25 protein-coding genes are annotated in these 22,420 nt (G+C 40.2%); 22 read left to right on the top strand and 3 right to left on the bottom strand.

What is annotated here, in order from left to right; genetic code table 11:
- Positions 1-30: 30 nt before the first annotated feature.
- From G6554_RS15805 to G6554_RS15895, 19 genes are all read left to right on the top strand, one after another.
- Positions 31-816, top strand: coding sequence for an ABC transporter ATP-binding protein (locus tag G6554_RS15805; RefSeq protein ID WP_166243561.1), 786 nt, complete (start codon positions 31-33; stop codon positions 814-816).
- Entirely contained in the window at positions 800-1,561 is a 762-nt protein-coding gene (locus tag G6554_RS15810) for an ABC transporter permease (protein ID WP_166243563.1), read from the top strand. Before G6554_RS15805 ends, G6554_RS15810 begins: the two co-directional genes overlap by 17 nt.
- A gap of 14 nt (positions 1,562-1,575) precedes the next feature.
- Complete coding sequence (locus G6554_RS15815) at positions 1,576-2,577, top strand: ABC transporter substrate-binding protein (RefSeq protein ID WP_166243566.1); 1,002 nt, start codon at positions 1,576-1,578, stop codon at positions 2,575-2,577.
- An 80-nt stretch (positions 2,578-2,657) separates the two neighbouring features.
- Entirely contained in the window at positions 2,658-3,581 is a 924-nt protein-coding gene (cysK, locus tag G6554_RS15820) for a cysteine synthase A (RefSeq protein ID WP_166243568.1), read from the top strand.
- Between the two features lie 114 nt (positions 3,582-3,695).
- On the top strand, positions 3,696-4,148 hold the full coding sequence (locus G6554_RS15825) for an NUDIX hydrolase (RefSeq protein WP_166243570.1): 453 nt from the start codon (positions 3,696-3,698) through the stop codon (positions 4,146-4,148).
- 496 nt (positions 4,149-4,644) lie between these two features.
- Positions 4,645-5,442, top strand: coding sequence for an IclR family transcriptional regulator (locus G6554_RS15830; RefSeq protein ID WP_166243572.1), 798 nt, complete (start codon positions 4,645-4,647; stop codon positions 5,440-5,442).
- A gap of 29 nt (positions 5,443-5,471) precedes the next feature.
- Positions 5,472-6,359, top strand: a complete 888-nt coding sequence (locus G6554_RS15835; protein ID WP_166243574.1) for an acetaldehyde dehydrogenase (acetylating) — start codon at positions 5,472-5,474, stop codon at positions 6,357-6,359.
- A 21-nt stretch (positions 6,360-6,380) separates the two neighbouring features.
- Positions 6,381-7,409 (top strand): 4-hydroxy-2-oxovalerate aldolase, encoded by a 1,029-nt coding sequence (dmpG, locus tag G6554_RS15840; protein WP_166243576.1) that lies wholly within the window; start codon positions 6,381-6,383, stop codon positions 7,407-7,409.
- Positions 7,410-7,548: 139 nt separating this feature from the next.
- Entirely contained in the window at positions 7,549-7,989 is a 441-nt protein-coding gene (locus tag G6554_RS15845) for a YaiI/YqxD family protein (protein ID WP_166243578.1), read from the top strand.
- Between the two features lie 174 nt (positions 7,990-8,163).
- Complete coding sequence (gene hprK, locus G6554_RS15850; protein ID WP_166243580.1) at positions 8,164-9,099, top strand: HPr(Ser) kinase/phosphatase; 936 nt, start codon at positions 8,164-8,166, stop codon at positions 9,097-9,099.
- A 57-nt stretch (positions 9,100-9,156) separates the two neighbouring features.
- Complete coding sequence (locus G6554_RS15855) at positions 9,157-10,014, top strand: ABC transporter substrate-binding protein (protein ID WP_166243582.1); 858 nt, start codon at positions 9,157-9,159, stop codon at positions 10,012-10,014.
- A gap of 118 nt (positions 10,015-10,132) precedes the next feature.
- Positions 10,133-10,402 (top strand): hypothetical protein, encoded by a 270-nt coding sequence (locus G6554_RS15860; protein WP_166243584.1) that lies wholly within the window; start codon positions 10,133-10,135, stop codon positions 10,400-10,402.
- Positions 10,403-10,680: 278 nt separating this feature from the next.
- Complete coding sequence (locus G6554_RS15865) at positions 10,681-11,520, top strand: alpha/beta hydrolase (RefSeq protein ID WP_166243586.1); 840 nt, start codon at positions 10,681-10,683, stop codon at positions 11,518-11,520.
- A gap of 247 nt (positions 11,521-11,767) precedes the next feature.
- Complete coding sequence (locus G6554_RS15870) at positions 11,768-12,139, top strand: DUF2089 domain-containing protein (protein WP_166243588.1); 372 nt, start codon at positions 11,768-11,770, stop codon at positions 12,137-12,139.
- Positions 12,140-12,529: an SHOCT-like domain-containing protein gene (locus G6554_RS15875; RefSeq protein ID WP_166243590.1), complete on the top strand. Its 390-nt coding sequence runs from the start codon at positions 12,140-12,142 to the stop codon at positions 12,527-12,529. It begins immediately after the preceding gene.
- A gap of 111 nt (positions 12,530-12,640) precedes the next feature.
- Entirely contained in the window at positions 12,641-12,802 is a 162-nt protein-coding gene (locus G6554_RS25785; protein WP_242692151.1) for a hypothetical protein, read from the top strand.
- Between the two features lie 139 nt (positions 12,803-12,941).
- Positions 12,942-13,133 carry a hypothetical protein gene (locus G6554_RS15885; RefSeq protein ID WP_166243594.1) on the top strand — a complete coding sequence of 64 codons (192 nt, stop codon included), beginning with the start codon at positions 12,942-12,944 and terminating at the stop codon, positions 13,131-13,133.
- 202 nt (positions 13,134-13,335) lie between these two features.
- The gene (locus tag G6554_RS15890) at positions 13,336-14,208 is read left to right on the top strand and encodes an AraC family transcriptional regulator (protein WP_166243596.1); all 873 of its coding nucleotides are present in this window, start codon (positions 13,336-13,338) and stop codon (positions 14,206-14,208) included.
- A gap of 409 nt (positions 14,209-14,617) precedes the next feature.
- Positions 14,618-15,100, top strand: a complete 483-nt coding sequence (locus tag G6554_RS15895; protein WP_347564322.1) for a GNAT family N-acetyltransferase — start codon at positions 14,618-14,620, stop codon at positions 15,098-15,100.
- Between the two features lie 274 nt (positions 15,101-15,374).
- Here G6554_RS15895 and G6554_RS15900 read toward each other — a convergent pair whose 3' ends face one another.
- A complete protein-coding gene (locus G6554_RS15900) occupies positions 15,375-16,559 on the bottom strand; it encodes an MFS transporter (protein ID WP_166243600.1) in 1,185 nt (394 codons plus the stop codon).
- 80 nt (positions 16,560-16,639) lie between these two features.
- On the opposite strand from G6554_RS15900, the gene yeiL reads away from it, so the two are divergent.
- Positions 16,640-17,311 carry a transcriptional regulator YeiL gene (yeiL, locus tag G6554_RS15905; RefSeq protein ID WP_166243602.1) on the top strand — a complete coding sequence of 224 codons (672 nt, stop codon included), beginning with the start codon at positions 16,640-16,642 and terminating at the stop codon, positions 17,309-17,311.
- A 123-nt stretch (positions 17,312-17,434) separates the two neighbouring features.
- Positions 17,435-18,385: a DMT family transporter gene (locus G6554_RS15910; RefSeq protein WP_166243604.1), complete on the top strand. Its 951-nt coding sequence runs from the start codon at positions 17,435-17,437 to the stop codon at positions 18,383-18,385.
- Positions 18,386-18,536: 151 nt separating this feature from the next.
- On the opposite strand, the gene G6554_RS15915 is transcribed toward G6554_RS15910, so the two are convergent.
- Positions 18,537-19,139, bottom strand: coding sequence for a TetR/AcrR family transcriptional regulator (locus tag G6554_RS15915; RefSeq protein ID WP_166243606.1), 603 nt, complete (start codon positions 19,137-19,139; stop codon positions 18,537-18,539).
- A gap of 119 nt (positions 19,140-19,258) precedes the next feature.
- Between G6554_RS15915 and G6554_RS15920 the strand changes: the two genes are divergently transcribed.
- Positions 19,259-20,677, top strand: coding sequence for a DHA2 family efflux MFS transporter permease subunit (locus G6554_RS15920; RefSeq protein ID WP_166243683.1), 1,419 nt, complete (start codon positions 19,259-19,261; stop codon positions 20,675-20,677).
- A 190-nt stretch (positions 20,678-20,867) separates the two neighbouring features.
- On the opposite strand, the gene G6554_RS15925 is transcribed toward G6554_RS15920, so the two are convergent.
- Complete coding sequence (locus G6554_RS15925) at positions 20,868-22,409, bottom strand: MDR family MFS transporter (RefSeq protein WP_166243608.1); 1,542 nt, start codon at positions 22,407-22,409, stop codon at positions 20,868-20,870.
- Positions 22,410-22,420 lie beyond the last annotated feature (11 nt).

Raw genomic sequence — 22,420 nt, forward strand, 5'->3', positions numbered from 1 at the left:
ATATGAATTATGGGTAAAGTGGGTGACGATTTGTTTCTCCAAATAAATAATATTAACAAACAGTTTACTAATCAAAAGGTTACTAGTGATGTTCTTACCAATATAAATCTCGATATTAAAGAAGGAGAGTTTGTCTCAATTCTTGGACCTTCGGGTTGTGGGAAATCTACCTTACTCTCGATTGTTGCCGGTTTAACAAAGCCAACGAGCGGTGAGATCTTGCTCAAAGGGGATTCCATCAAAAAGCCGGGGAAAGACAGGGGGATGGTTTTTCAAGAGGCTGCCCTATTTCCTTGGATGACGGTGGAGGAAAATGTGATGTTCCCGCTTCGCAAGGAAATGAAGAAAAAGGAAGCAAGGGAAGTTGCCCATCAGTATTTACAAATGGTTCAGCTAAGCAATTTTGCCTTGCATTCCCCACATGAGCTTTCAGGCGGAATGCAGCAGAGGGTCTCCATTGCCAGGGCACTTTCAATGAATCCCAAGGTATTACTCATGGATGAACCTTTTGGTGCTCTAGATGAACAGACACGGGCAAGACTTCATCATGAATTAGAGAAAATCTGGTTTGAAACCAAAAAAACGATTCTTTTTGTCACCCATAGTATTAGCGAGTCAATTAAACTATCAGACAGGATCATTGTTATGGGAACAAGGCCAGGTGTGGTTCTTGAGGATATTCACGTGAAAATTCCAAGACCGCGGAATGCGCATCCGCAAGCAGTGGCTAAAGTAGAAGAGAAAATCAATAGCCTATTAAAAACAGAGATTGATAAAGTGATAAAAGAGGAACTGTCATATGCAGCGAACAATTAAACGAATTATATTCTTTGCGCTTTTACTCGTCATTTGGCAGGCTGCTGTGAAGATATTGAATGTTTCTCCGGCCCTTATGCCTGCTCCGACTGACGTTGTGAAAACTCTAGGAAAAGGTTTTGAAGATAAAACCCTCATATACGATATTCTTGCAAGTTTTAGAAGATTAGCCATTGGTTTATTTATTTCCATTATCATTGGCTTCTGTTTAGGTATTCTGTTAGCAAAAAATAAAACCGCTGATGAAACATTAGGCACCTTGATTCTAGCACTGCAGAGTGTCCCAAGTATTGTCTGGCTGCCAATCGCCATTATGTGGTTTGGCCTAAATGAAAGCTCTGTTATCTTTATCGTGATTCTCGGGGCAACACTTGTTATTACCATTAATATGAGGATTGGAATTAAGAATGTTCCGCCTCTTTACATTAGGGCAGCCCAAACGATGGGGTCGGGAGGAATCGATCTGTTTGCAAAGGTGATACTTCCTGCTTCCGTTCCATATGCCGTTACTGGAATTAGACTTGGCTGGGCCTTCGCTTGGCGTGCGCTGATGGCAGGAGAGATTTTGAGTACCGGACCTGGGTTGGGTTACACACTCAAGTACGCATCCGATTTCGGAAATATGAGTATGGTCATCGGTATTATGATCATTATTGGTGTCATTGGTACGATTGTAGATCTTACGTTCTTCCAACGAGTCGAACAGAATGTCATTCGCCGTTGGGGATTAGAAACGAGTAAATAAGGGGGAGAAAGTAGATGAATAAAAAGACAAAAATCATCGGAATGTCAATATTACTTAGTATGGGGTTATTAGCTGGCTGCGGTTCAAACGAAACGAGTGGCAGTGCTGGTTCCGAAAAAGTCGTGATTGGCTATTTTCCAAATATTGATCATGCACCTGCTATGATCGCAAGAGAAAAAGGGTATTATGAAAAAGAATTAGGTAAAAACGTGAAAGTGGAGTACAAAACATTTCCTGATGGCGGCGCCTTTATGACAGCATTAAAAACAGGTGATATTGATGCTGGTTTGGTAGGTCCCGGACCGGTTATGAATAACTTTACAAACGGTGCAGATGTTAAAATTATTGCGGGGGCATCATCAGGTGGAACAGCAATCGTTGCAAGTGAAAAAAGTGGCATCAATTCTGTTGAGGATTTCCAGGGTAAAACGTTTGTCACGCCTGGTATCGGATGCACACATGATGTCCAAATGGAAACATTCCTGCAGGACTACGGTATTTCATCGGCTAGAATTGGGGGGACATTAAAGCATGTAACCGGAAATCCCGCTCAATATGCCAGTATGTTTGAATCAGGTAAAGTCGATTTAGCCGCAGTACCTGAGCCGTGGGCAACTCAATTAGTAAAAGAGGCAGGCGCGAAAATTATTGTCGATAGCTCCCAAATTTCTTACGGGAATACATTACCGAATACGATTTTAGTTGCTAGTGGCAAGAAAATTAAAGCCGATAAGGGAGTGATTGCTAAAATTGTGAAGGCACAAAACGAAGCGATCAACTTTATCAATAAAAACCCTGATGAAGCAAAGGAAATTACCGTCCAAAGCATCAAAGAGATCACGAAGCAAGGACTTGATCAAGACGTAGTGGATACGGCTTGGACCCACATTCACTTTACTAAAGATGTTAATAAAGATGTGATTGAACAATTTGCCAATTCTTCTGTTTACCTAAAATTTTTAAAAGAGCTGCCAGAGTTTAAAACATTAATTGATACGCAATTTATTAACTTATAAGGAGCAAAGGGATACTGAGGACGTTTTGGTCAGCATCCCTGCTTCTGTTTTTATAAAAATGATCTTGAAAGGTGAAGAAAATGAAACTCTATCGTTCCATTCTTGATTTAATAGGGAATACGCCAACTGTCAAACTTAATAAAATACCGGAACCATCTGGTGCTGAAGTATTTGTAAAACTTGAATCCTTTAACCCAGGGGGAAGTGTAAAGGACCGTGCCGCGCAGAAAATGATTGAGCGAGCCGAGGAAACAGGGAAGCTAATCCCTGGAAAAAGCACGATCATTGAACCGACATCTGGAAATACGGGAATTGGCATTGCTATGGTAGCGGCCGTGAAAGGCTATCGCTGTATTATCACCATGCCTGATAATGCTACCCAGGAGCGAGTGAAAATCTTAAAAGCGTATGGAGCAGAAGTTTATTTAACTCCTGGAAAATTGCGTATGCAAGGGGCGATTGATGAGGCTGGTCGTTTGGCGCGCGAGCTTCCTGATAGTTTTATTCCCATGCAGTTTGAGAATCCGGCAAATGCCGATGTTCATCGTGAAACGACTGCTGTCGAGATTTTAGAAGCTTTTGAAGGAAGACTGGACGCCTTAGTGGTCACAGCTGGAACGGGCGGTACCGTTACCGGTGTAGGAGAAGAATTGAAGAAATCGATTCCCAATTTAAAAATATATGTGGTCGAGCCATTTGGATCACCGGTCCTATCAGGTGGTAATCCTGGGCCACATAAAATCCCCGGAACAGGTCCAGGGTTCATCCCGAAAATCTTAAACCGTGAAATATTTGATGACATCCTGCTCATTAAAGATGAGGATGCAGAAGCAATGGCTCGCCGACTTGCGGCAGAAGAAGGTATCTTCGTTGGTGCATCTGGTGCATCGACTGCCCATTTTGCAGTTGAGATGGCGAAGGGACTTCCAGCTTCAGCAAGGGTACTGTGTTTGGCCCCTGATACGGGAGAGCGATATCTATCTTCTGACCTATTTCCAGGATAATGTATGATCGTGATTATCCATTCAATAAGCAAAAGGCGAACAGTGAGTAGCATTGTTCGCTTTTTTTTATGATATTCTGTTTCTAATTAGTATTCTTAATATGGGGGGATGAGAATGGGTTACATTGAAGAGTTAAGAGAAATAATTGGAAATCGGCCGATCATTTTAGTCGGTGCAGTCGTGGCAGTCCTTGATGCAAAAGGGAAAATTCTTTTACAAAAACGCCCTGAAGGCATCTGGGGACTGCCAGGGGGCCTGATGGAATTAGCCGAATCTGCTGAGGACGCTGCAAGAAGGGAAGTCTTTGAAGAAACAGGGATTGAAATTGGCCAGCTTCAGTTAGTGGATGTATTTTCAGGTAAGCAGTATTTTAGAAAATTAGCAAACGGTGATGAGTTTTATCCTGTTACCATTGCTTATACCTCTAAGGACATGAAAAATAACATCATTAAAATTGATGGGAAAGAATCAATTGATGCAGGTTTCTTTGATAGGCTAGAATTACCGGAGAACACCAGTCCTTTAGTCAAAACACTGATCCAACGGTATTCTCATTTCCTCAACTAGAACGTCCAAGAAGAGTCCTTTAAGAAATAGGATAACCTGCCTCCCGGTGCGGAAAAAGCTGGGGGTTAGGGATCCCTTTTTTTGAAGGATAAAGGAAATCTTATCGATCGGATAAATTTAATCCTCCTCCGTATAGGCCTCTACCGTCGTATCTCTGCACTCCCAGCATTCCGTTCTATTCCGCTCCATAATGGATAATTCCTTGCCACAAGAAATGCACGTATCCATGTCTATAATCCCCTTTCTAATGAAAATGTTATATAAATATATGTGTTTATTTTCTACTTATGCTACCTGGTAAAAATAAGTGCCTAACCCGCAGTGTAGTAAATTAGTACCATCATGTGGGGACAGACCTTGCTTAGCATCTTTAATAGATATAAAATTCAGAATTTTATTGACAAATAGGAAAAGTCTTCGTTACTATAGGGTTATGAATGATGATATTTACGAACGCCATTCGATAATATCGAATGGGGAGCGCGGAGGAGAAGCCATGGCTGAACGACTTATTCAATCAATTGAAAGAGCTGCTGGTGTGCTTGAATTGTTTTTGACCTCGGATCAGGAACTAAGTGTGAAAGAAATAAGTGAAAAAATGGGTTTATCGAAAAGTACCATTCACGGAATCATTAAGACCCTTGAGGCTAAAGGGTATCTCCAGCAAAACCGGAATGATTTAAAATACAAGCTGGGCATGAAGCTGTTTGAATTAGGAAATAAGGTTAGTCAGCAATTTGATCTTGGAAAAATCGCCCGCCCGATCATAAAAGAACTTGTTGAGGGGCTAGAGGAAACGGTTCACTTAGTTGTTTTTGAACGTGAAGAAGTTATTTACATTGAAAAACTGGATGGTCCAAGGCAATTAAGGATCTACTCCCAAATTGGCAAGAGGGCCCCCATCCATTGCACAGGGGTAGGGAAAGTGATTCTTGCCTATCAAAGCGAAAATGAGATCAATAGTCTCTTATCAAAGAGCAAAATGGAATCGTTTACGGAATATACAATTACCGATAAAGAAGAGTTAAAAAGACACTTACACCAGATACGAGAGCAGGGCTATTCAATCGATGACGAAGAAATCGAATTGGGACTCAAATGTGTGGCGGCACCAATATTCGATCATCATGGAAAGGTGTTAGGCGCGATTAGCTGTGCAGCACCTAAAGTAAGGATGAACAATGAGAGGCTTGGGGAAGTCATTAAGGGGATTAAACAAGCTGCTTTGAGGATTTCAGCTAGTATGGGCTACGAAGCAAAACCAACACATATGCAGGTTTTGGATACAAAATAAATAAACAGGTTTGAAGGAGGAGAATCATTTTGTCTAAAGTGAAAGTTGCAATTTTGGGTTCTGGAAATATTGGAACAGATTTGATGATTAAGCTTGGACGTTCAGAAGTTTTAGAGCTAACTGCAGTGATTGGGATTGATTCGGAGTCGGATGGTTTGCGTCGCGCCAAAGAATTGGGCTATTTAGCTGTTGATACAGGCTTGCAGGGTTTCCTTGAACACCATTCTGAATTAGCGGATATTGTGTTTGACGCTACTTCAGCAAAGGCACACGTAAGACATGCCAAAATGTTAAAAGACGCTGGGAAAAAAGCGATTGATATGACTCCGGCAGCTCGCGGCCCTTTTGTTGTTCCAGCAGTTAATATAGGGTCAAATATGGAGGAAGAGAATATCAACCTGATTACCTGCGGCGGACAGGCGACGATTCCAATGGTCCACGCAGTAAATCGTGTAAGTAGGGTAGAGTATGCAGAAATAGTGGCGACAATTTCGAGCCTTAGTGCCGGTCCTGGGACACGAGCAAATATAGATGAGTTTACTGAAACCACTTCTCGGGGAATTGAGGAGGTTGGGGGAGCAAAGAAAGGAAAAGCCATTATTATTTTAAACCCAGCTGAACCACCCATTTTGATGCGGGATACTGTGTATGCCCTTGTTGAAAAAGGAACGATGGACGAAGCCAAGATCACTCAATCTATTAAAGAAATGGAACAAGTCGTTCAATCATATGTGCCTGGGTACCGTCTGCGGACAGAGCCTATTTTTGAAGGGAATCAGGTAACCATTTTTATCGAAGTAGAAGGTGCTGGCGACTACCTGCCGAAATACTCCGGTAACCTTGATATTATGACGGCAGCAGGAGTCAAAGTAGCAGAAGAGTTTGCCAAAAATCAATTAGCAAAACAACTAGTTTAATAGAAAGGAGATTTTGACAAAATGACAAATGCCCGGGATATTTTTATCACAGAGGTAGCATTGCGTGATGGAAGCCATGCGATTGCCCACCAATTTACAGTAGATCAAGTTCTGAAAGTAGCAAAGGTTTTAAATGATGCGGGGGTTCCTTATATTGAGGTATCACATGGAGACGGTTTATCTGGTTCGTCTCTACAATATGGGATTTCCAGGACTAATGAAATGGAATTGATTGAAGCAGCTGTATCTGTGGTGGATCAAGCAAAAATAGCCGTTCTCTTGATTCCTGGAATTGGCACAGTGAAGGAATTAAAAGAAGCAGCGAAATTAGGGGCTAAAATGGCGCGTATTGCGACACATGTGACGGAAGCAGACGTTGCCCCGCAGCATATCCAAGCGGCAAAAGATCTAGGGATGGAAACAGTCGGATTTTTGATGATGTCCCACATGGCAGAGGTGGGCAAATTAGTCGAGAAAGCAAAATTAATGGAAAACTATGGGGCTGATACGGTGTATGTGGTGGATTCAGCGGGTGCCTTACTCCCAGACCAGGTCCGCACGAGGATCCGTGCCCTGAAACAGCATGTTGGAGTAAATATTGGATTCCATGGCCACAACAACCTGTCCCTTGCCATGGCCAATTCCTTAGTCGCGATGGAAGAAGGGGCGACACGAATTGACGGGAGTGTCCGCTGTTTAGGTGCAGGAGCGGGTAATACACAAACAGAAGTGCTTACAGCGGTGCTGGACCGAATGGGGATCCAGACAGGCATAGATGTTTACAAAATGATGGACTTAGCGGAAGCTGTGGTGGCACCGATCCAGAAAACACCGCAAGAGATTACCAAAGACAGCCTCGTTCTCGGTTATGCCGGTGTCTATTCAAGCTTTGCCCTTCATGCTAAACGAGCCGCAACCAAGTTCGGAATCGATTCACGTGATATTTTAGTAGAGTTAGGAAAACGTAAGGTTGTCGGTGGTCAAGAGGATATGATTGTCGATGTAGCAGCCGAAATTGCTAAAGCAAAGGCAGAAGTGATGATAAGATAATGATGAATACAATTCTGGATAGCCTGAAAAAGGGCCATCCTGTTTTTTTTAGTAAGGAAGTTTCTGCTATACTTAAAATAATTACCAATAACCCTGTTCAAAAGGTGTTAGGGACAGACCATGTACAAGGGAGATAAAGATGAAAATTTATGTTGATGCGGATGCATGTCCAGTTAAAGATATTGTGATTCTTGAAGGGACGAAAGCGGACATTCCTGTCATCCTTGTTACGAGCTTTTCCCATTTTTCTAGTGCGGAACAGCCAGCAGGAGTGGAAACCATTTATGTTGATGATGGAGCAGATGCTGCCGATTATCGGATTATGAGGTTGGTGGAAAAAGGGGACATAATGGTTACGCAAGATTATGGACTTGCTTCGCTAGGTTTAGCAAAAGGATGTGTAGTCCTCCACCATAAAGGGTTTATCTATACAAATGAAAACATTGATCAATTATTACAAACTCGCTATTTTAGCGCCATGGCGCGAAAGGGCGGAAAGCGGACTAAAGGGCCAAAACCTTTTACAGCGGAAGATAGGGAACAATTTAGGGAGCTGTTTAAAGGGATAATAAGTGAATGAGGTTTTAGAAAGGCGATTCCTAATGACATCTATGGGCATCGTCTTTTTATAATTGCGTACGTTATCTGTGTGGGTAAGTGCTACCCTTTTAGGGATAAGGTTTGAAATGGATGACACTTCCATTATTCTTAAGTATAATTCATATAAAGAAGGCTATTAGGACGGTGATAATAGGTGAAGAAAATAACGGTTGAAAACTTAGTTCGTAAGTTTTCATTGAAAGTAGTGGCAGGTGAAAACCAGCTGCAGAAAATGATTACACAATCACGGGTACATCGTCCTGGCTTGGAATTTGTTGGCCATTTTGATTTCTTTCCAACAGAACGGGTGCAAATTTTAGGGGAAAAGGAAATTACCTACTTACATAAATTAAGCCATGAAGAACGAAGAATACGAATTGGGAATATTGTCCATTATCATCCGCCGTGTTTTATTGTAACAGCTGGGGAAGAGGGACTTACCTATCTAACCCACCATTGTATAGAACAGGGAATCCCATTGTTACTAACAAACAAACCAGAGATAACCTCAGAATTTATCAGCAAATTAGATGCGTATTTGGTGAAGGAATTAGCTCCGGAAATTGCTGTGCATGGAGTTTGTGTCAATGTGTCAGGTATTGGCATCTTACTTCGTGGAAATTCGGGGGTAGGGAAAAGTGAGACGGCACATACGTTAATTCGCCGGGGACACCGCCTGATTGCTGATGATATCGTTGTCCTAAAGAAGCTTAGCGCGCAAACCATTCTTGGTACTCATGATGGGAAAACCAGGGAATTTTTGGCGCTTCGCAGTATTGGACTGTTAAATGTGGTTCGTCTGTACGGTCGCAAAGCTTTTCAAGATGAATCACGAATTGCTCTTGATATTAATTTAACGAAGTGGGAAAAAGATGCTTTGTATAATGATTTGGACCAGAAACTTCAATACACAGACTATATGGGTGTGAAGATTCCATCCATGGAGATCCAACTCCAGCCGGGGCGTGATGTGGCGGGGTTAATTGAAGCAGCCGCAAATAACTGGTATTTGAAGCAGCAAGGATACAGTGCAGTAGAAGAGTTCATGAGCAGGATTGAGGCCGATATTTCAAATTCCGGCATGGAATAACAAGTAATGAACTAGTTAGCTAGCTTAAAAGTAACGAGTATACGGGAGGGGAATTTGATGGGACAGTTCATACTTGATCATCTTGGGCGGCAAGTGAATCTTTCTACTGTGCCGAAGCGTATTATCTCTATTTGTCCAGCCATAACTGAGACACTATTTGCCCTAGGGCTGGAGAAAGAAATCGTTGGCCGAACAAAATATTGCATCTTTCCTAAAGGGATGGTGGAAAGCATCCCGATCGTGGGCGGTACAAAAGAAGTGAATATGGAAACCATTCGTGGTTTACAACCCGATCTGATACTAGCGGAAAAAGAAGAAAACACAAAAGAGATGGTGCTTGAACTTGAAAAAATGGCTCCTGTTTTTGTCTCGGAGGTACAAAGGATAGATGATTCCTACCGGATGATCGAAGCGCTGGGAATACTGGCAAAAAGGGAACAGGCGGCGGAACGTCTCATCACATCCTGTAAAGCATCCTTCCCTGCCCGTTCATGTAAGCAGAAGCTAAATGCTGCCTATGTGATTTGGAGAAAACCATATATGGTGGTTGGCGGAACAACCTATATTAATGATGTATTAGATACACTTGGTATACATAACCCCTTCGAAATGGAAGAATCAAGGTATCCCATGGTTACAAAAGAGGAGCTAACTAAGGCAAATCTTGATGTGCTGTTGCTTGCTTCTGAGCCTTTTCCCTTTCAAGAAAAGCACCTAGCCGAATTTCAATCCTTTCTTCCCAATACAAAAATCTTGTTAGTGGACGGTGAGATGTTTTGGTACGGAGCGAAAATGGTGGAAGCAGGGCTATATTTAGAAAGATTAACTAAAAAAATAGAGGAGATCACTTCGGGTGGTTCCAGTAAACAGAAGGAATGTAGGAATGTCAAATTTACCAAAGTGTCCAAAATGTAATTCGTAATATACGTATGAGGATGGAGATTTTCTGGTTTGTCCTATGGGTATTCGCCGTTTCATACTGAAAATGCCTACATATTTTATAGGGAATTAATCCAAAAGGAGAGATGCCCAAATGTATCCATATGGAAACTATCAAGTTCCACAAACTCAGTTCGAGTATTACCCATATGTACAGCAGGATCAATATAGCCCTGACAGGCAGCTATCGCAAATATCGCAACTATTTCAACTCCCACAATGGCGACAGTTTGAACGCAGATTAGATCTGCTTGAAAGAGAATATAACCAACTTAATCGCCGTTTAAATCGAGTAAATCAGAGGCTTCGTGCCGTGGAAAACAGATTACACATTCCGTTTAATCAGTTTGATGGAGACTTTTAACACTTACTGCTGAATGGAAAGGTCTGTTGATTCAAGTAGCAGGGTTCATAAAAGAAAAGGGTGCAAGAGAAGCAACGCTTTCGTGAGATGCGTTGCTTATTTTATTTCTAAATGGCTCCCTAAATTGATTCGCAGCCCCTTTATTCATTTACTTCAATCAAATTTTCTACTAGTATTGATTTATACTAAAATCAACTTCATAAGCTTACTTACTTTAGAGTATCTTGGTAAGGACAAATACATGTTTTTGGAATGGCAGCATCAGGAGGAATATGGGCATGATGGCAGAAGGTACATTTAATGGTGTCGATGGAATCGAGTTATTTTTTCGTGTGATCGAACCATTAACAGCTCCAAAAGCGGCGGTTATCGTCGTTCATGGACATGGGGACCACAGCGGCGGGTTACAGAATATAAGTGAAAGCTTGGTTAATAACGACTATATTGTCTATGCCCTTGATTTGCGCGGACACGGGAAAAGCTCCGGTAAAAGGGGTTATATACAATCTTGGGATGAGTTTAGCGGGGATTTACACGAGTTTCGCAAGCTTGTTTCACTCGATCAGCCCGGGGTGCCCTTGTATATTGTGGGACACAGTATTGGCGGCCTGATTACCCTCGAGTATGCTTTGGAGCATAGTATGGGTATTTCAGGAATCATTGCGATTTCCCCTGCCATCTCTTACGAAGTCACACCATTCGAACAGTTAGGGATTAACCTATTGGGTAGGGTTAAGCCAGACTATCGCATCAAAAAACCCGGCAGGATTCGCTTATTAAAGAAAAAATCAGCGATTCGTGTTAAATACGAATCAGACAGGTTACGCCATAATATCGTGACCCCTGGTTTAGGACGCAGCCTCATCCAAACGATTACACGAGTGGTAAATGAAGCACCAGCGATTACGCTGCCGGTCTTTTTACAATACGGCCTAGAAGATAAGATTACACCCCCTACAAAACTGCGCCATTTTTTTACCCTTTTGTCCTCTCAGGATAAAGAGCTAGTTGAGTACCCTTCAGCTAGGCACCGTCCATTTGATGAGGTGGGAAGAGAGAAGTTTTTAGGAGACTTGGTCGGTTGGTTAGACCACCATATGATACACAACAAAAGGTAACGAATGGAGCCCATTAAGAGGGGGCTGTTGAGCATCCGCTTAAAGTGTTAAAACATTGGTGTATGCCCTTTTAGATAAAGACTCGGATTCCGAGTCTTTTTTATTTCGAGAGAGAGTCAATATTTAATTAAAATAAAAATTAAATAAATTAACTTTTTACTAATTTTTTATAAAATATTTTAATTGCCTATTTCAAATAATTAATAACTGTTGTATGATTGAGGTAAATAAAGGAAGGGAGAAAAAGATGGCATACCCATTAATTACTAATTGTCCCGTTTGCAGCAAACAATTGAAAATTACGAAGTTACAGTGTAACCATTGCCATACGATCGTGGAAAATGAATTTGAGGTATCAAAGCTAGCGGCCCTTGCCCACGAACAGCTTCGTTTTATTGAAGTTTTTCTAAAATGCCGTGGAAATATCAAAGAAGTGGAGAAAGAATTGGGGATTTCCTACCCGACTGTAAGAGGAAAGTTAGATGACATTATTTCTGCTCTTGGCTATTCCACGCAAAAGAAAACGGAAGTGGATAAGAAAAAGGTAGTCGCCATGTTGGAAAAGGGAGAAATCACTGCGGAAGAGGCTATTCATTTATTAAAAGAGGGGGAATTATAAATGAAAGAGGAAGTTTCAAGAGTGTTAACAATGGTCGAAGAGGGAAAAATCGATAAGGAAAAAGCAACAGAATTGATTAATATCCTGCAGGGTAAAGACCAGCTACAGCCAATTCCATTAAAAAAGGAAATCCCCTATGGCAACAAAATGCTAAAAATTCAAATTACCTCCGAAAAAGGTGATAATATTACTGTGAATTTGCCAATTAATCTTATAAAGGCAGTTTTAAAGGTTGGTTCGAGTATCGCGGAAAAAATTCCAGAGGCTGAAAAATATGTGAAGGATATTAATGTTGATCTTTTAATCACAGCAATCGAAAATGAACTGGACGGTCAAATTGTAGATGTTACTTCGGCAAATGGTGATAAAGTTTTTGTGGTGATTGAATAGTTTATGCTAAAAGTCAGGATAAAAGTAAAAGATAAAAAATTCTCCGTTCCAGTTCCATATCCATTGTTAAATATGTTTAGTTTGATTATTACTTCAAAAAGAGTAAATCGCATGATTAATACGGCAATCAATAAAGATGGAAGTAAATTTACCTTCCCTCAAATAGACAGAAATGACTTGAAACCACTGTTGCAAAGCCTATCTAAGCACAAGGGTATCGTATTAGTGGATACTAAATTAGTTGACGGTACAGAAGTCAAAGTAAGATTGTGAGGCATTATTCCAATTGGGTAATGCCTTTTTAAAATGAATGGTGTCAGGCACCATTTACCAATATCTGGGTTCCTGTATATAATGATTTAATCATGCTATACTTGGGGAACGGATTGAGGTTCTGAAAGGAGTTACACATATGAAGTATAGTAAATCGCAGATGCAACAGCTTATCAAGGATCATAAAGACTTGCATACACGCTTAAAAGAGTTGAAGGTCGAACACGGCCTTGAAAAAAACAATGCCCTCAAGGCTTTGTACCATTCAGAAGTAGCTGACGGGGGAAAATACCAGTTAGCTTATCAAGCGCTTGATCAACCAAAAAAATAGACTCACATAAGCATTAGAAACACAGGGATTTGGTATTTATCTATACCAGCAATGATCCTTTCGATTGTATTTATTGGGTTATTAGTAGACTTATTATTTTCAGTAACAGATCAAGATGTGAATAATCCGACAAAATGGTGCACAGAATGTCGGACTGAACGATTCGACTCCTGTTATTCTATTGTTGAAAGGAGGTCATTTAATGGATTCGCTTACTAGCATGAATGATGCAATGAGGTATATCGAGGATAATCTCACTGACGAAATAGACTTCAAAGTGGTGGCAAGGATCGCTCATTGTTCCGAATATCATTTTAAAAGAATGTTTTCTTTTCTTGCGGGTATTACATTAACAGAATACATTCGCCGTAGACGACTGAGCTTGGCAGCATTTGAACTTACCAATAGTAGTTTGAAAATAATTGATATTGCGGTTACCTATGGATACAATTCACCGGACTCTTTTACTAGAGCTTTTCAAAATTTACATGGTGTAACACCATCAGAAGCAAGAAACAACGGACAGCCATTAAAAGCCTTTCCACCAATGACCTTCCAATTATCAATTAGAGGAGGAAATGAAATGAATTACCGAATCGAACAAAAAGAGGCATTTAAGATAGTTGGTATTAAGAAGAGAGTTCCAATAATCTTTGAAGGAGAAAACCCAGTAATTACTGAAATGTGGAAATCCTTGACTATGGAAAAAATAGATCAATTAAAAAAACTTTCTAATGTTGAACCTAAAGGGATGATTCAAGCATCTACAAACTTTTCGGATGGACGTATGGAAGAAAAAGGAGAGCTTGATCAGTATATTGGAGTGGCAACAACACGAGAATGCCCGGAAAACTTTTTAAGTCTTGGAGTTCCTGCTTTAACATGGGCGATCTTTGAATCAGTAGGACCTTTTCCTAGTACCCTACAAGAAACTTGGGGCAGGATTTATTCAGAGTGGTTTCCATCTTCCAATTATCAAGTTACTGAAGGACCCGAAATCTTGTCGATTAAAACAAAAGATTTAACTTCACCATCTGTGAAAAGTGAAATTTGGATACCAGTTTTGAAAAAATAATTAAAAATCACTGAGCTGTTAGGCAGCTCCTTTTTTAATCAGGATATCTTTAGAATATCGACATATGCTTAAATAAATACTGATGGAAGGGAGCTGTAACCACATGCAACGAATAAAATTTATGTTTAATGTGTTTCTGAATGAACCTTTATGGTTCAAAGCACTAATTTCGATAACTCTCCTTACCTCAATTATTTTAAGCGGTTCAATTTTTTCAAATCATGCTTATTTGCGAAGTGGTTCCAAATTAGCGGCTGCTCTCTTCTTTTGTGCTTACGGCATTAAATTCAGGAGGAATGTTAAATTAGCCGTACTCTTTTATGCTTGTTCGGTATTATGTATTTTCCTATCGATAAGGCTATTATTTTAGTTTTATCATAGATTGAAACAGGACATGATAGTAATGAAGGTGAAAAAATTGAATTCAATCCATTTTGAGGAAATAACTGTGGAAACACTATATATAGCCGTTGAAATCATCAATTCAAATCCAGAATATAATCAGCTGGAGAATGGAAAGGAAAGAAGAAACCTTAGGGAAGTAGAAGATGACTTGTTAAATGGCAGAACAAAGAGCCTATTTATTAAGCTTGATGACACATATATTGGTATTATCGACTATTTACTGTTAAATGAAAAAGACCAGTGTCCATGGCTTGGGTTGTTAATGATTCATGCTGATTATCAAGGGTTTGGATTCGGAAGGCAAGCCTATTTGATTTTTGAAAAAGAGATGGTTGAAAAGGGATTGAGGGTTTTACGGATTGGCGTTTTAAAAGAGAACCATACAGCTCAAAGATTTTGGCATTCTGTTGGTTTTGAATATTTTAAAACAGCTCGAACAAATCACGCAAAAGAAGTGGATTGTTATGAGAAAAAGGTAAAGAACTAGAGTTTATTTAATTTCTCCAATAAATTTCAAGGATGGGAATTTGTTAGTAGAAATAACTAAAGGTTGAATAGGATGGTAAAAAGGCAGATTCAAAGATTGCCACATTTAAAGGTGATCCTACCTGCATTACAACCATGCAGTTGAAGTAGTTTTGACTTGGTAAAAATGAGTAGTTTATTTGAACTGAAAAAGGTCAGACCCCATCACGTAAAAGTGGAGGGATCTGACTTTTCTTTTTTGGAAGTTTGTTTCTGAACTTTAAACGAATGTTACATTATCCTTGTTCCCCTCGGCCGCAGGAATCATCCACCTTTGCAGTTAATTTTCGATAGAAGATCGCAAGTACCATCGATGGGATGGTACAAATGATCATGCCGATAAAAGCGTATCGTGGCTCGATTTCATACAAATATCCGCCGAAGAATGTGAACACCGCTGTGCTCCAACTTAATGCCAATGCTGAATACATCCCTTGAGCATTCGGAATCTGTGCTTGTGGTATATGCTTAGTTAAGTATTTCATAAAGGCATAATGGCCCATCGCAAATGAGCAGGCATGCAAAGTTTGCGCGATGCAGAACACAATAATAGAGGGAAAGAGGAATATGAGGATCCATCTTACTGTTGATCCAAATGCTGCAAGTGTCAGCAAGGAGCCAACTGAAAATTTATGAAAGAACCGATCAGCGATTAAAAAGAAAATGATTTCTGCCAGCACAGCAATGTTAAGAATCATCCCAATTAAATACTTGGGCGCATGGATTTCTTGCAAGAAAATATAGCCATAGTTGTAATAGGATGCGTGTGCCGCTTGTAGTAAAATCACAATTACCAGCACGAGGCCAAAGTATTTGATGCGAAATAATTGCAGCATACCGCCTTTGTTCATTTTAGTAGCTTGTGGTTTTTCCATTAATACAACAGGGGCAGGTAAGAAACAAAGAGAAATGAATACCAATATGCCGAGTAACAAGGCCCATAAAATCACTTGATCGCCAAGTGCTCCTGTAAAGACCGTTAACATCATCCCCGATACGACAAAGCCAATGGACCCCCATGAGCGGCTCTTCCCATAATCTCGTAATTGCCTATTTTGTACAAGGACGCCTGCTGCGCTATCCAATGCCGGCATTAAGCTTGGATAAAAGACATGCAACAGTAAAGTAACAACTAATAAACTCATATATGAATTCGCAGGAAAACTGCATAGAAGAGATAGTAAGGTACCAATCGCCATTCCGTTGAGCAACGTTCTACTGCTAAATTTTCCTGATAAATAAGGAAAGACAAATAGTGTAGAAAGACCGCGGACAACCAGCCCTAGACTCATAATTAAACTAGCTTGCGAAACCGTCATCCCTTTTGTATGAATCATCCACCCTGTCCAATACGGTAGAAAAACACCCCAGGTGATAAAAAAACTAAAAAATTGTCTGTTCATCCATCGTTGTGAATCCATTCGATCCCCCTCCAATGGTTGCATCATAACATGGAGAAACGTACAATAATAGGAGATATCTCATATTTTGGAGGAGATTGATGGAAATTTACAACAATGAGAAAAGGCAGCGCTTTTTGGAGGAATATTCGATTAGCTATTTGTTTTCTTTTCCGATTGAAGAGTTTCTGGAAGTGCATGAATATGAACGAGATGAATGGATTATCCAAGAAGGCATGCGTCCGGATTTCTTGTTTTATGTCATTGAAGGAAAAGCGAAAATTTATGTGACGCATCAGAATGGAAAGGTTTCCTTAATTAATTTTATCAAGGAGGAAGATTTTTTCGGGGAAATGGAATTATTACATCCAATTTATTATACGAAAGGAATTCAAGCCTCCACGACGACGATTTGCTATGCAATTCCTTATCATCGCTGCCGCACCAAAATGCTCGAGGATGCTGCCTTTCTTCGTGAACTGGCGAAGTTCTTAAGTATAAAATCTACACAAATGGCGGCCAAATACACACAAAGCCTTTCTTTCCCGCTAGAAAACCGACTTGCCGAGTTTATTTTGCAAACGGCAGATGAGGAGATCTATAAGGAGAAACACGTCACTGTTTGTGACTTTTTAGGCGTCTCCTACCGTCACTTATTATATGTACTGGCACAATTCTGTGATAAAGGCTATTTGCAAAAGGTTGGACGTCACTATCGAATCTTACAGCCCAACGAATTAAATATGCTTGCCAGGGTATTGATGAATGAATAACTCCGTTTTTTTACTATAAGTAAGTTTCCTTATATTATAAACATTTCTAGGAAGGGTTTGACTCGATTCGTGGCGAAGTAAGAATCGGAGTCATTCCCATTTTTGGAAATAGAGGTGCATAAAATGGAAAAACTGACGAGTATAAGAGTGTACATGATGACAATTGCCGGTGCGGTATGTTGGGGACTAATTGGTTTATTGATTGCTCCATTGTATGCCCGTGGCTTCACGGCTTGGGACGTAGTGGCCATTCGGGGCATTTTTACCTTTGTGATCTTAATTCTAGTGATGACAGCATTTTATCGTGAGCAGTTACGTACCAGATTAAAAGATCATCTTTTTTTTGCTTGTGCAGGAATTTTTAGTATCGCTTTATTTAATTTTTTTTATTTTGAAGTTTTTTCTCAATCGAGTTTATCGCTTGCAGTAACACTTTTATATACTGGTCCGCTGTTTGTCACCATTCTGTCTCGTATCTTTTTTAAAGAGCCCTTGACCATTCGTAAAGGCTGGGCACTTGCACTTGCGATTACAGGGTGTGCATTTGTTGTCGGTCTACTGCCATTTGGCCAAGACGAGATACAAATGAAAACCTTGTTAATGGGGATTCTATCCGGATTTTGTTATGCGTTGTACAGTATTTTCAGTAAGCCTGTTACGAAGCGGTATTCTGCCTTGACCATAACAACCTACACATTTCTTTATACGAGTCTATTTATGTTATTGACAAGTGATATAAGAAACAAGCTGGATCAATTTCAATATATAGATGTTTGGGTATCAGCGGTGTTGTTAGCGTTAGTAGCAACAGTTGCAGCTTTTCTTTTGTACACATCAGGACTTAAACATTTAGAAGCAAGTAAGGCTTCCATTTTGGCGACGATGGAACCCATCATTGCAGTCATAACGGGTGTCCTTTTTCTTGGGGAACATCTACGGGGCTGGCAGGTGTTAGGGATCGCTCTGGTTTTGTATTCGGCCATCCTTGTTGCAGGTGGACGATTAAGGGTACAGAAAAGTGAGAAGAGGAAAGTCCAGGATGAGAGTAATAGAGCAGGAAAAGAGTGTTTATGATGTGGTAGAAGAACTAAATATCGCGTTTACAAGGAATGAATGAAAATACTAGATTTCCCTCGGAAGGTTATTTTTGCCCATTCATAAGAGAATCCCCATCTGTCTACCAGATGGGGATTCTCTTATGGCTAAGGATCGGTCCCTTTTTATTCTAACTCTCAACCTTATTCCCATTTGTCATAGCTGGCAGCAAAACATGATCCACTAACTGCTTGATGAATCGATCATCGACCGCATCCTTCATAAAAACGAGATGGTAACGTAATATCTCAAAAGGCAGCAACTTCACCATAGTACTAACCTCATGCTTGATTTCACCTCGTATACTAGCTCTCTCAATGATTTTTTCAATAACCAGCAAGTTGGAGACCGTCACTTTTTCTGACAAATAGGTAAATTCCGGATTCTCGATCATTTCGGTTAAAAAACCTTTCAAGAATTCTGAGGAAAAGGCCAGTGAGTTTCTAACCCAATGTCGGCATAATGCTAGTAAATCACCACGAAGACTGCCTGTATCAAAAGAGGCATTACCAACGCTTCCATTCCCGTCTTGAAAGGTCTTCCACCTGACTGCCTCATATAAAATGATGAAGGGTGATGACCAAGATCGATATAAGACACTTCGACTCGTTTGTGCCTTTTTAGCGATATTTTGAAACGTGATGGCTTTGTAGCCTTCGCTTTCTAATAGTTCAATGGCGCTTATATAAATCGCTTCTTTTAGTTCGTTACCACGACGTCGTTGCTGAACCATTTATATCACCTCGAAAAAACATTAAGATACAACATGTATTTTATTTGTATTTTAACAAATATTGTTGTATATTACTACTTGCAGCATTTAAGATACACCATGTATCTAAAGAGGGAGGGATTGCGATGAAAAAGGAAAAACAAGAAAAGCTTCCAAAAGAAGTGACCAGCGCAGCATGGGCAATCGCGATGGCTGCCATCGCACCAATGCTTGACACGACCATGGTTAATATTGGAATTAACAAATTAGGGCTGGATTTTCATACATCACTCGAGATTATACAATGGGTAATTACAGGCTATGTGCTAGCACTTGCTGTAGCAGTGCCGGTGTCAGGCTGGCTTATGGATAAGTTTAACGGAAAAAAAGTATTACTAAATGCAGAGCTTGGCTTTATTCTTTCCAGTGTACTTGCCGGAATAAGTTGGAATATTGAGAGTTTAATAGCTTTTCGCCTATTACAAGGGGTCAGTGCGGGGATCATTATTCCATTAATGACTACTTTATTGATGAAAGTCGCTGGTCCCGATATGCTTGGCCGATTGATGGCGGTGATTGGAACGCCTATTATTCTTGGTCCACTGTTAGGGCCTGTTATCGGCGGGTTTATCATTCAATTAACGTCATGGCGTTGGATTTTCTTCATCAATATACCGTTTGGTTTAATCGCATTATATCTAGTTTCCAAACGCCTTGATGATTTTGAACCATTTAATTCAGACAGCAAAATTGATTGGGTAGGAATTATCCTCTTGGCGATTATGAGTTCATCTATGATATTTGGGATTACACGAGCTGCCCACTTTGCTAGTTTTCATAACCACCAAACCTATTGGTATGTGGGTATTGGGTTAGTAACGACTATCGCCTATGCCATTTATAATGTGAAAAGAAATAACAAAACAGTCATGCCACTCAATCTTTTTAAGCATAGAAGTTTTTCTGCAGCCATTATTGGGATGTTTTTAGCCGGTTTGGCCACAAATGGTCCGATGCTTTTGCTTCCGCTGTTCTTCCAGAATATAAGAGGTTTTACACTAATTGAAGCTTCACTCGCTATGATTCCACAAGGGGTAGGAATGCTTATTGCAAGGCCGATTATTGGGAAACTGATTGATAGGCTTGGTGCAAAGTTAGTCGTAATTGTGAGTCTAACCGTTTCACTAGTTGGTTCGATTCCATTTATCTTTATTGATGAAAAAACAAATTTTGTTCTGATCGCCATTGTTTTAGTTATTCGTGGAATCGGGGTTGGGGGTATTACGATGCCTTTAATGAGTGATGTATATACGGGGCTTCAACAGGAACAAATTCCACAAGCCAGTATCGGTAGTCGAATTATTCAAAATGTCGGCTCGAGTTTTGGTTCAGCGGCTTTAGCTACTGTCGTGGCCACTGTCGTATCGGGGTTGAAACCAACGATTCCAACTATCCTTCATGGTTATCAAGTTGGTTTTCTCATTTCAGTTATTGTGATTGGGGTTATGTTTATTCCTGCCTTGTTTTTAACGAATAAAAGGAAAGCTACAAATAATTAACCTTCCAGGCCTCACTTAAAAATAGATCTGGGGAGGAATCTCATAGAACTGTATTAAAAATAGAAAACACCATCATGGTGTTTTCTATATTATTTTGGTCGGAGCCATATTGTTTCCTCGCTGCAGTGTGCCTACATCTAATTGTTTACTAATTTTTTAGGCTTAACTCCTCTATCATTTACCACCACGACTACTCTACGAAATTTTCTTCATCAGACTTCGTGGACAGTACTTCTTTTTTCAAAAACCAACTCAAGATAAACGCAAGGATCGCAATGACAAACGAATACATGTATATATGCTGAAATGATTCAATGTATAAGGTTTTAATTTGTGTTAATAGCCCTGCCGGTAACCCGTGAGGAACACCCGCAGCAGCTAAACTTTTCATATTTGCTGCCATACTTTCAGGGAGTTTATCACCTAAGCTTTGCAATTTGGATGTCAGCGTGGATGATAACAAATTTCCAAAAAGACTAACTCCTACTGTAGCACCTATCGTTTGGAATAACGGGACTGTCGCAAGGGCAATTCCTTTATGTTCCTTTTCGACAGACTCCTGAACAATGAGGTTATCCCCTCCAAATAAAACGCCTAACCCAAGACCTGTTATGAATAAGAAAATAATAATTTGAACAATAGTTGTATCAATGCTCATATGAGAAAATAAGTAGAATCCGATCATTGGCATGATAAAGGCAATTCCAAATAGTTCCCGGTAGCGTACTTTTGTTAGTAGAAATCCACTAAGCATAGCCGACCCAACTGCTCCTACCATCATTGGCAATGTCAAGTAGCCAGCCTCTGTTGGAGTAAGTCCCAGCACGTTTTGTGCAAAATAGGGGAAGGAGGAAAAGGAGCCCATTAAGCCGATTCCTACAGTAAAGACAATTAATGATAATACAAGGATGTTGCGGTTTTTAAATAAATGCAAAGGAACAATGGGTTCTTTTACCTTTGTCTCGACCCAAATAAAAAGACCAATTAAAACGGCACCCATGCAAAGCAGACCAATAATGACCGGTGATCCCCATGTGTAACCATTATTTTCAACAAGAACGGGGGTGATCAGCAAGGAGACAATGGAAGCTACTAATAAAAATGCCCCGGCCCAATCTATCACCACTTGTTTCTTGATTGCCGTCTCACGTAATCCACTTGCCAGAAGAAGTGCAGCAATGATTCCTACAGGAATATTAACAAAGAAAATCCAATGCCAACTTACCTGATCGACAAAATATCCCCCCATTAATGGCCCTAATAACATGGGAATGAACATAATCGGCCCCATAAATCCTTGTACTTTTGCCCGCTGCTCAACGGGAAATAGATCACTTGAAATGGTCATAGCAAGCGGCATCAAGCCTCCAGCCCCCAAACCTTGAATCCCGCGTCCAATAAGGAGAAGAGTCATCGATTGTGATAATCCGCAGACAATTGATCCACCTATGAAAAAGGCCATACTCATTAAATATATTTTTTTTCGGCCCATTAAATCCGCTAATTTCCCCAAAATGGGCATGAAGGCAGACATGGTTAACATATACACACCTCCGACCCATCCATACATAGCTAATCCGCCTAAATCACGAATGATTGTCGGCATGGCTGTATTCACAACGGTTTCATCCAACTCGGAAAAAATCAGTCCAATGATTAAACCCAGCATCACCAGAATTTTATTGCTCTTATCAGCTAAAGCTGGTTCCTTATACTTTGTAATACTTTCCATTCTATATCTCG

The organism is Bacillus sp. MM2020_4, from assembly GCF_011250555.1.
Lineage (GTDB): Bacteria > Bacillota > Bacilli > Bacillales > Cytobacillaceae > Neobacillus.

Coding starts and splice junctions, on each gene's coding strand:
- G6554_RS15810 (WP_166243563.1), top strand. CDS start 800: ATGCAGCGAACAATTAAACGAATTATATTCTTTGCGCTTTTACTCGTC.
- G6554_RS15815 (WP_166243566.1), top strand. CDS start 1,576: ATGAATAAAAAGACAAAAATCATCGGAATGTCAATATTACTTAGTATG.
- cysK (WP_166243568.1), top strand. CDS start 2,658: ATGAAACTCTATCGTTCCATTCTTGATTTAATAGGGAATACGCCAACT.
- G6554_RS15825 (WP_166243570.1), top strand. CDS start 3,696: ATGGGTTACATTGAAGAGTTAAGAGAAATAATTGGAAATCGGCCGATC.
- G6554_RS15830 (WP_166243572.1), top strand. CDS start 4,645: ATGGCTGAACGACTTATTCAATCAATTGAAAGAGCTGCTGGTGTGCTT.
- dmpG (WP_166243576.1), top strand. CDS start 6,381: ATGACAAATGCCCGGGATATTTTTATCACAGAGGTAGCATTGCGTGAT.
- G6554_RS15845 (WP_166243578.1), top strand. CDS start 7,549: ATGAAAATTTATGTTGATGCGGATGCATGTCCAGTTAAAGATATTGTG.
- G6554_RS15855 (WP_166243582.1), top strand. CDS start 9,157: ATGGGACAGTTCATACTTGATCATCTTGGGCGGCAAGTGAATCTTTCT.
- G6554_RS15860 (WP_166243584.1), top strand. CDS start 10,133: ATGTATCCATATGGAAACTATCAAGTTCCACAAACTCAGTTCGAGTAT.
- G6554_RS15865 (WP_166243586.1), top strand. CDS start 10,681: ATGATGGCAGAAGGTACATTTAATGGTGTCGATGGAATCGAGTTATTT.
- G6554_RS15870 (WP_166243588.1), top strand. CDS start 11,768: ATGGCATACCCATTAATTACTAATTGTCCCGTTTGCAGCAAACAATTG.
- G6554_RS15875 (WP_166243590.1), top strand. CDS start 12,140: ATGAAAGAGGAAGTTTCAAGAGTGTTAACAATGGTCGAAGAGGGAAAA.
- G6554_RS25785 (WP_242692151.1), top strand. CDS start 12,641: ATGATTAATACGGCAATCAATAAAGATGGAAGTAAATTTACCTTCCCT.
- G6554_RS15885 (WP_166243594.1), top strand. CDS start 12,942: ATGAAGTATAGTAAATCGCAGATGCAACAGCTTATCAAGGATCATAAA.
- G6554_RS15890 (WP_166243596.1), top strand. CDS start 13,336: ATGGATTCGCTTACTAGCATGAATGATGCAATGAGGTATATCGAGGAT.
- G6554_RS15900 (WP_166243600.1), bottom strand. CDS start 16,559: ATGGATTCACAACGATGGATGAACAGACAATTTTTTAGTTTTTTTATC.
- yeiL (WP_166243602.1), top strand. CDS start 16,640: ATGGAAATTTACAACAATGAGAAAAGGCAGCGCTTTTTGGAGGAATAT.
- G6554_RS15910 (WP_166243604.1), top strand. CDS start 17,435: ATGGAAAAACTGACGAGTATAAGAGTGTACATGATGACAATTGCCGGT.
- G6554_RS15915 (WP_166243606.1), bottom strand. CDS start 19,139: ATGGTTCAGCAACGACGTCGTGGTAACGAACTAAAAGAAGCGATTTAT.
- G6554_RS15925 (WP_166243608.1), bottom strand. CDS start 22,409: ATGGAAAGTATTACAAAGTATAAGGAACCAGCTTTAGCTGATAAGAGC.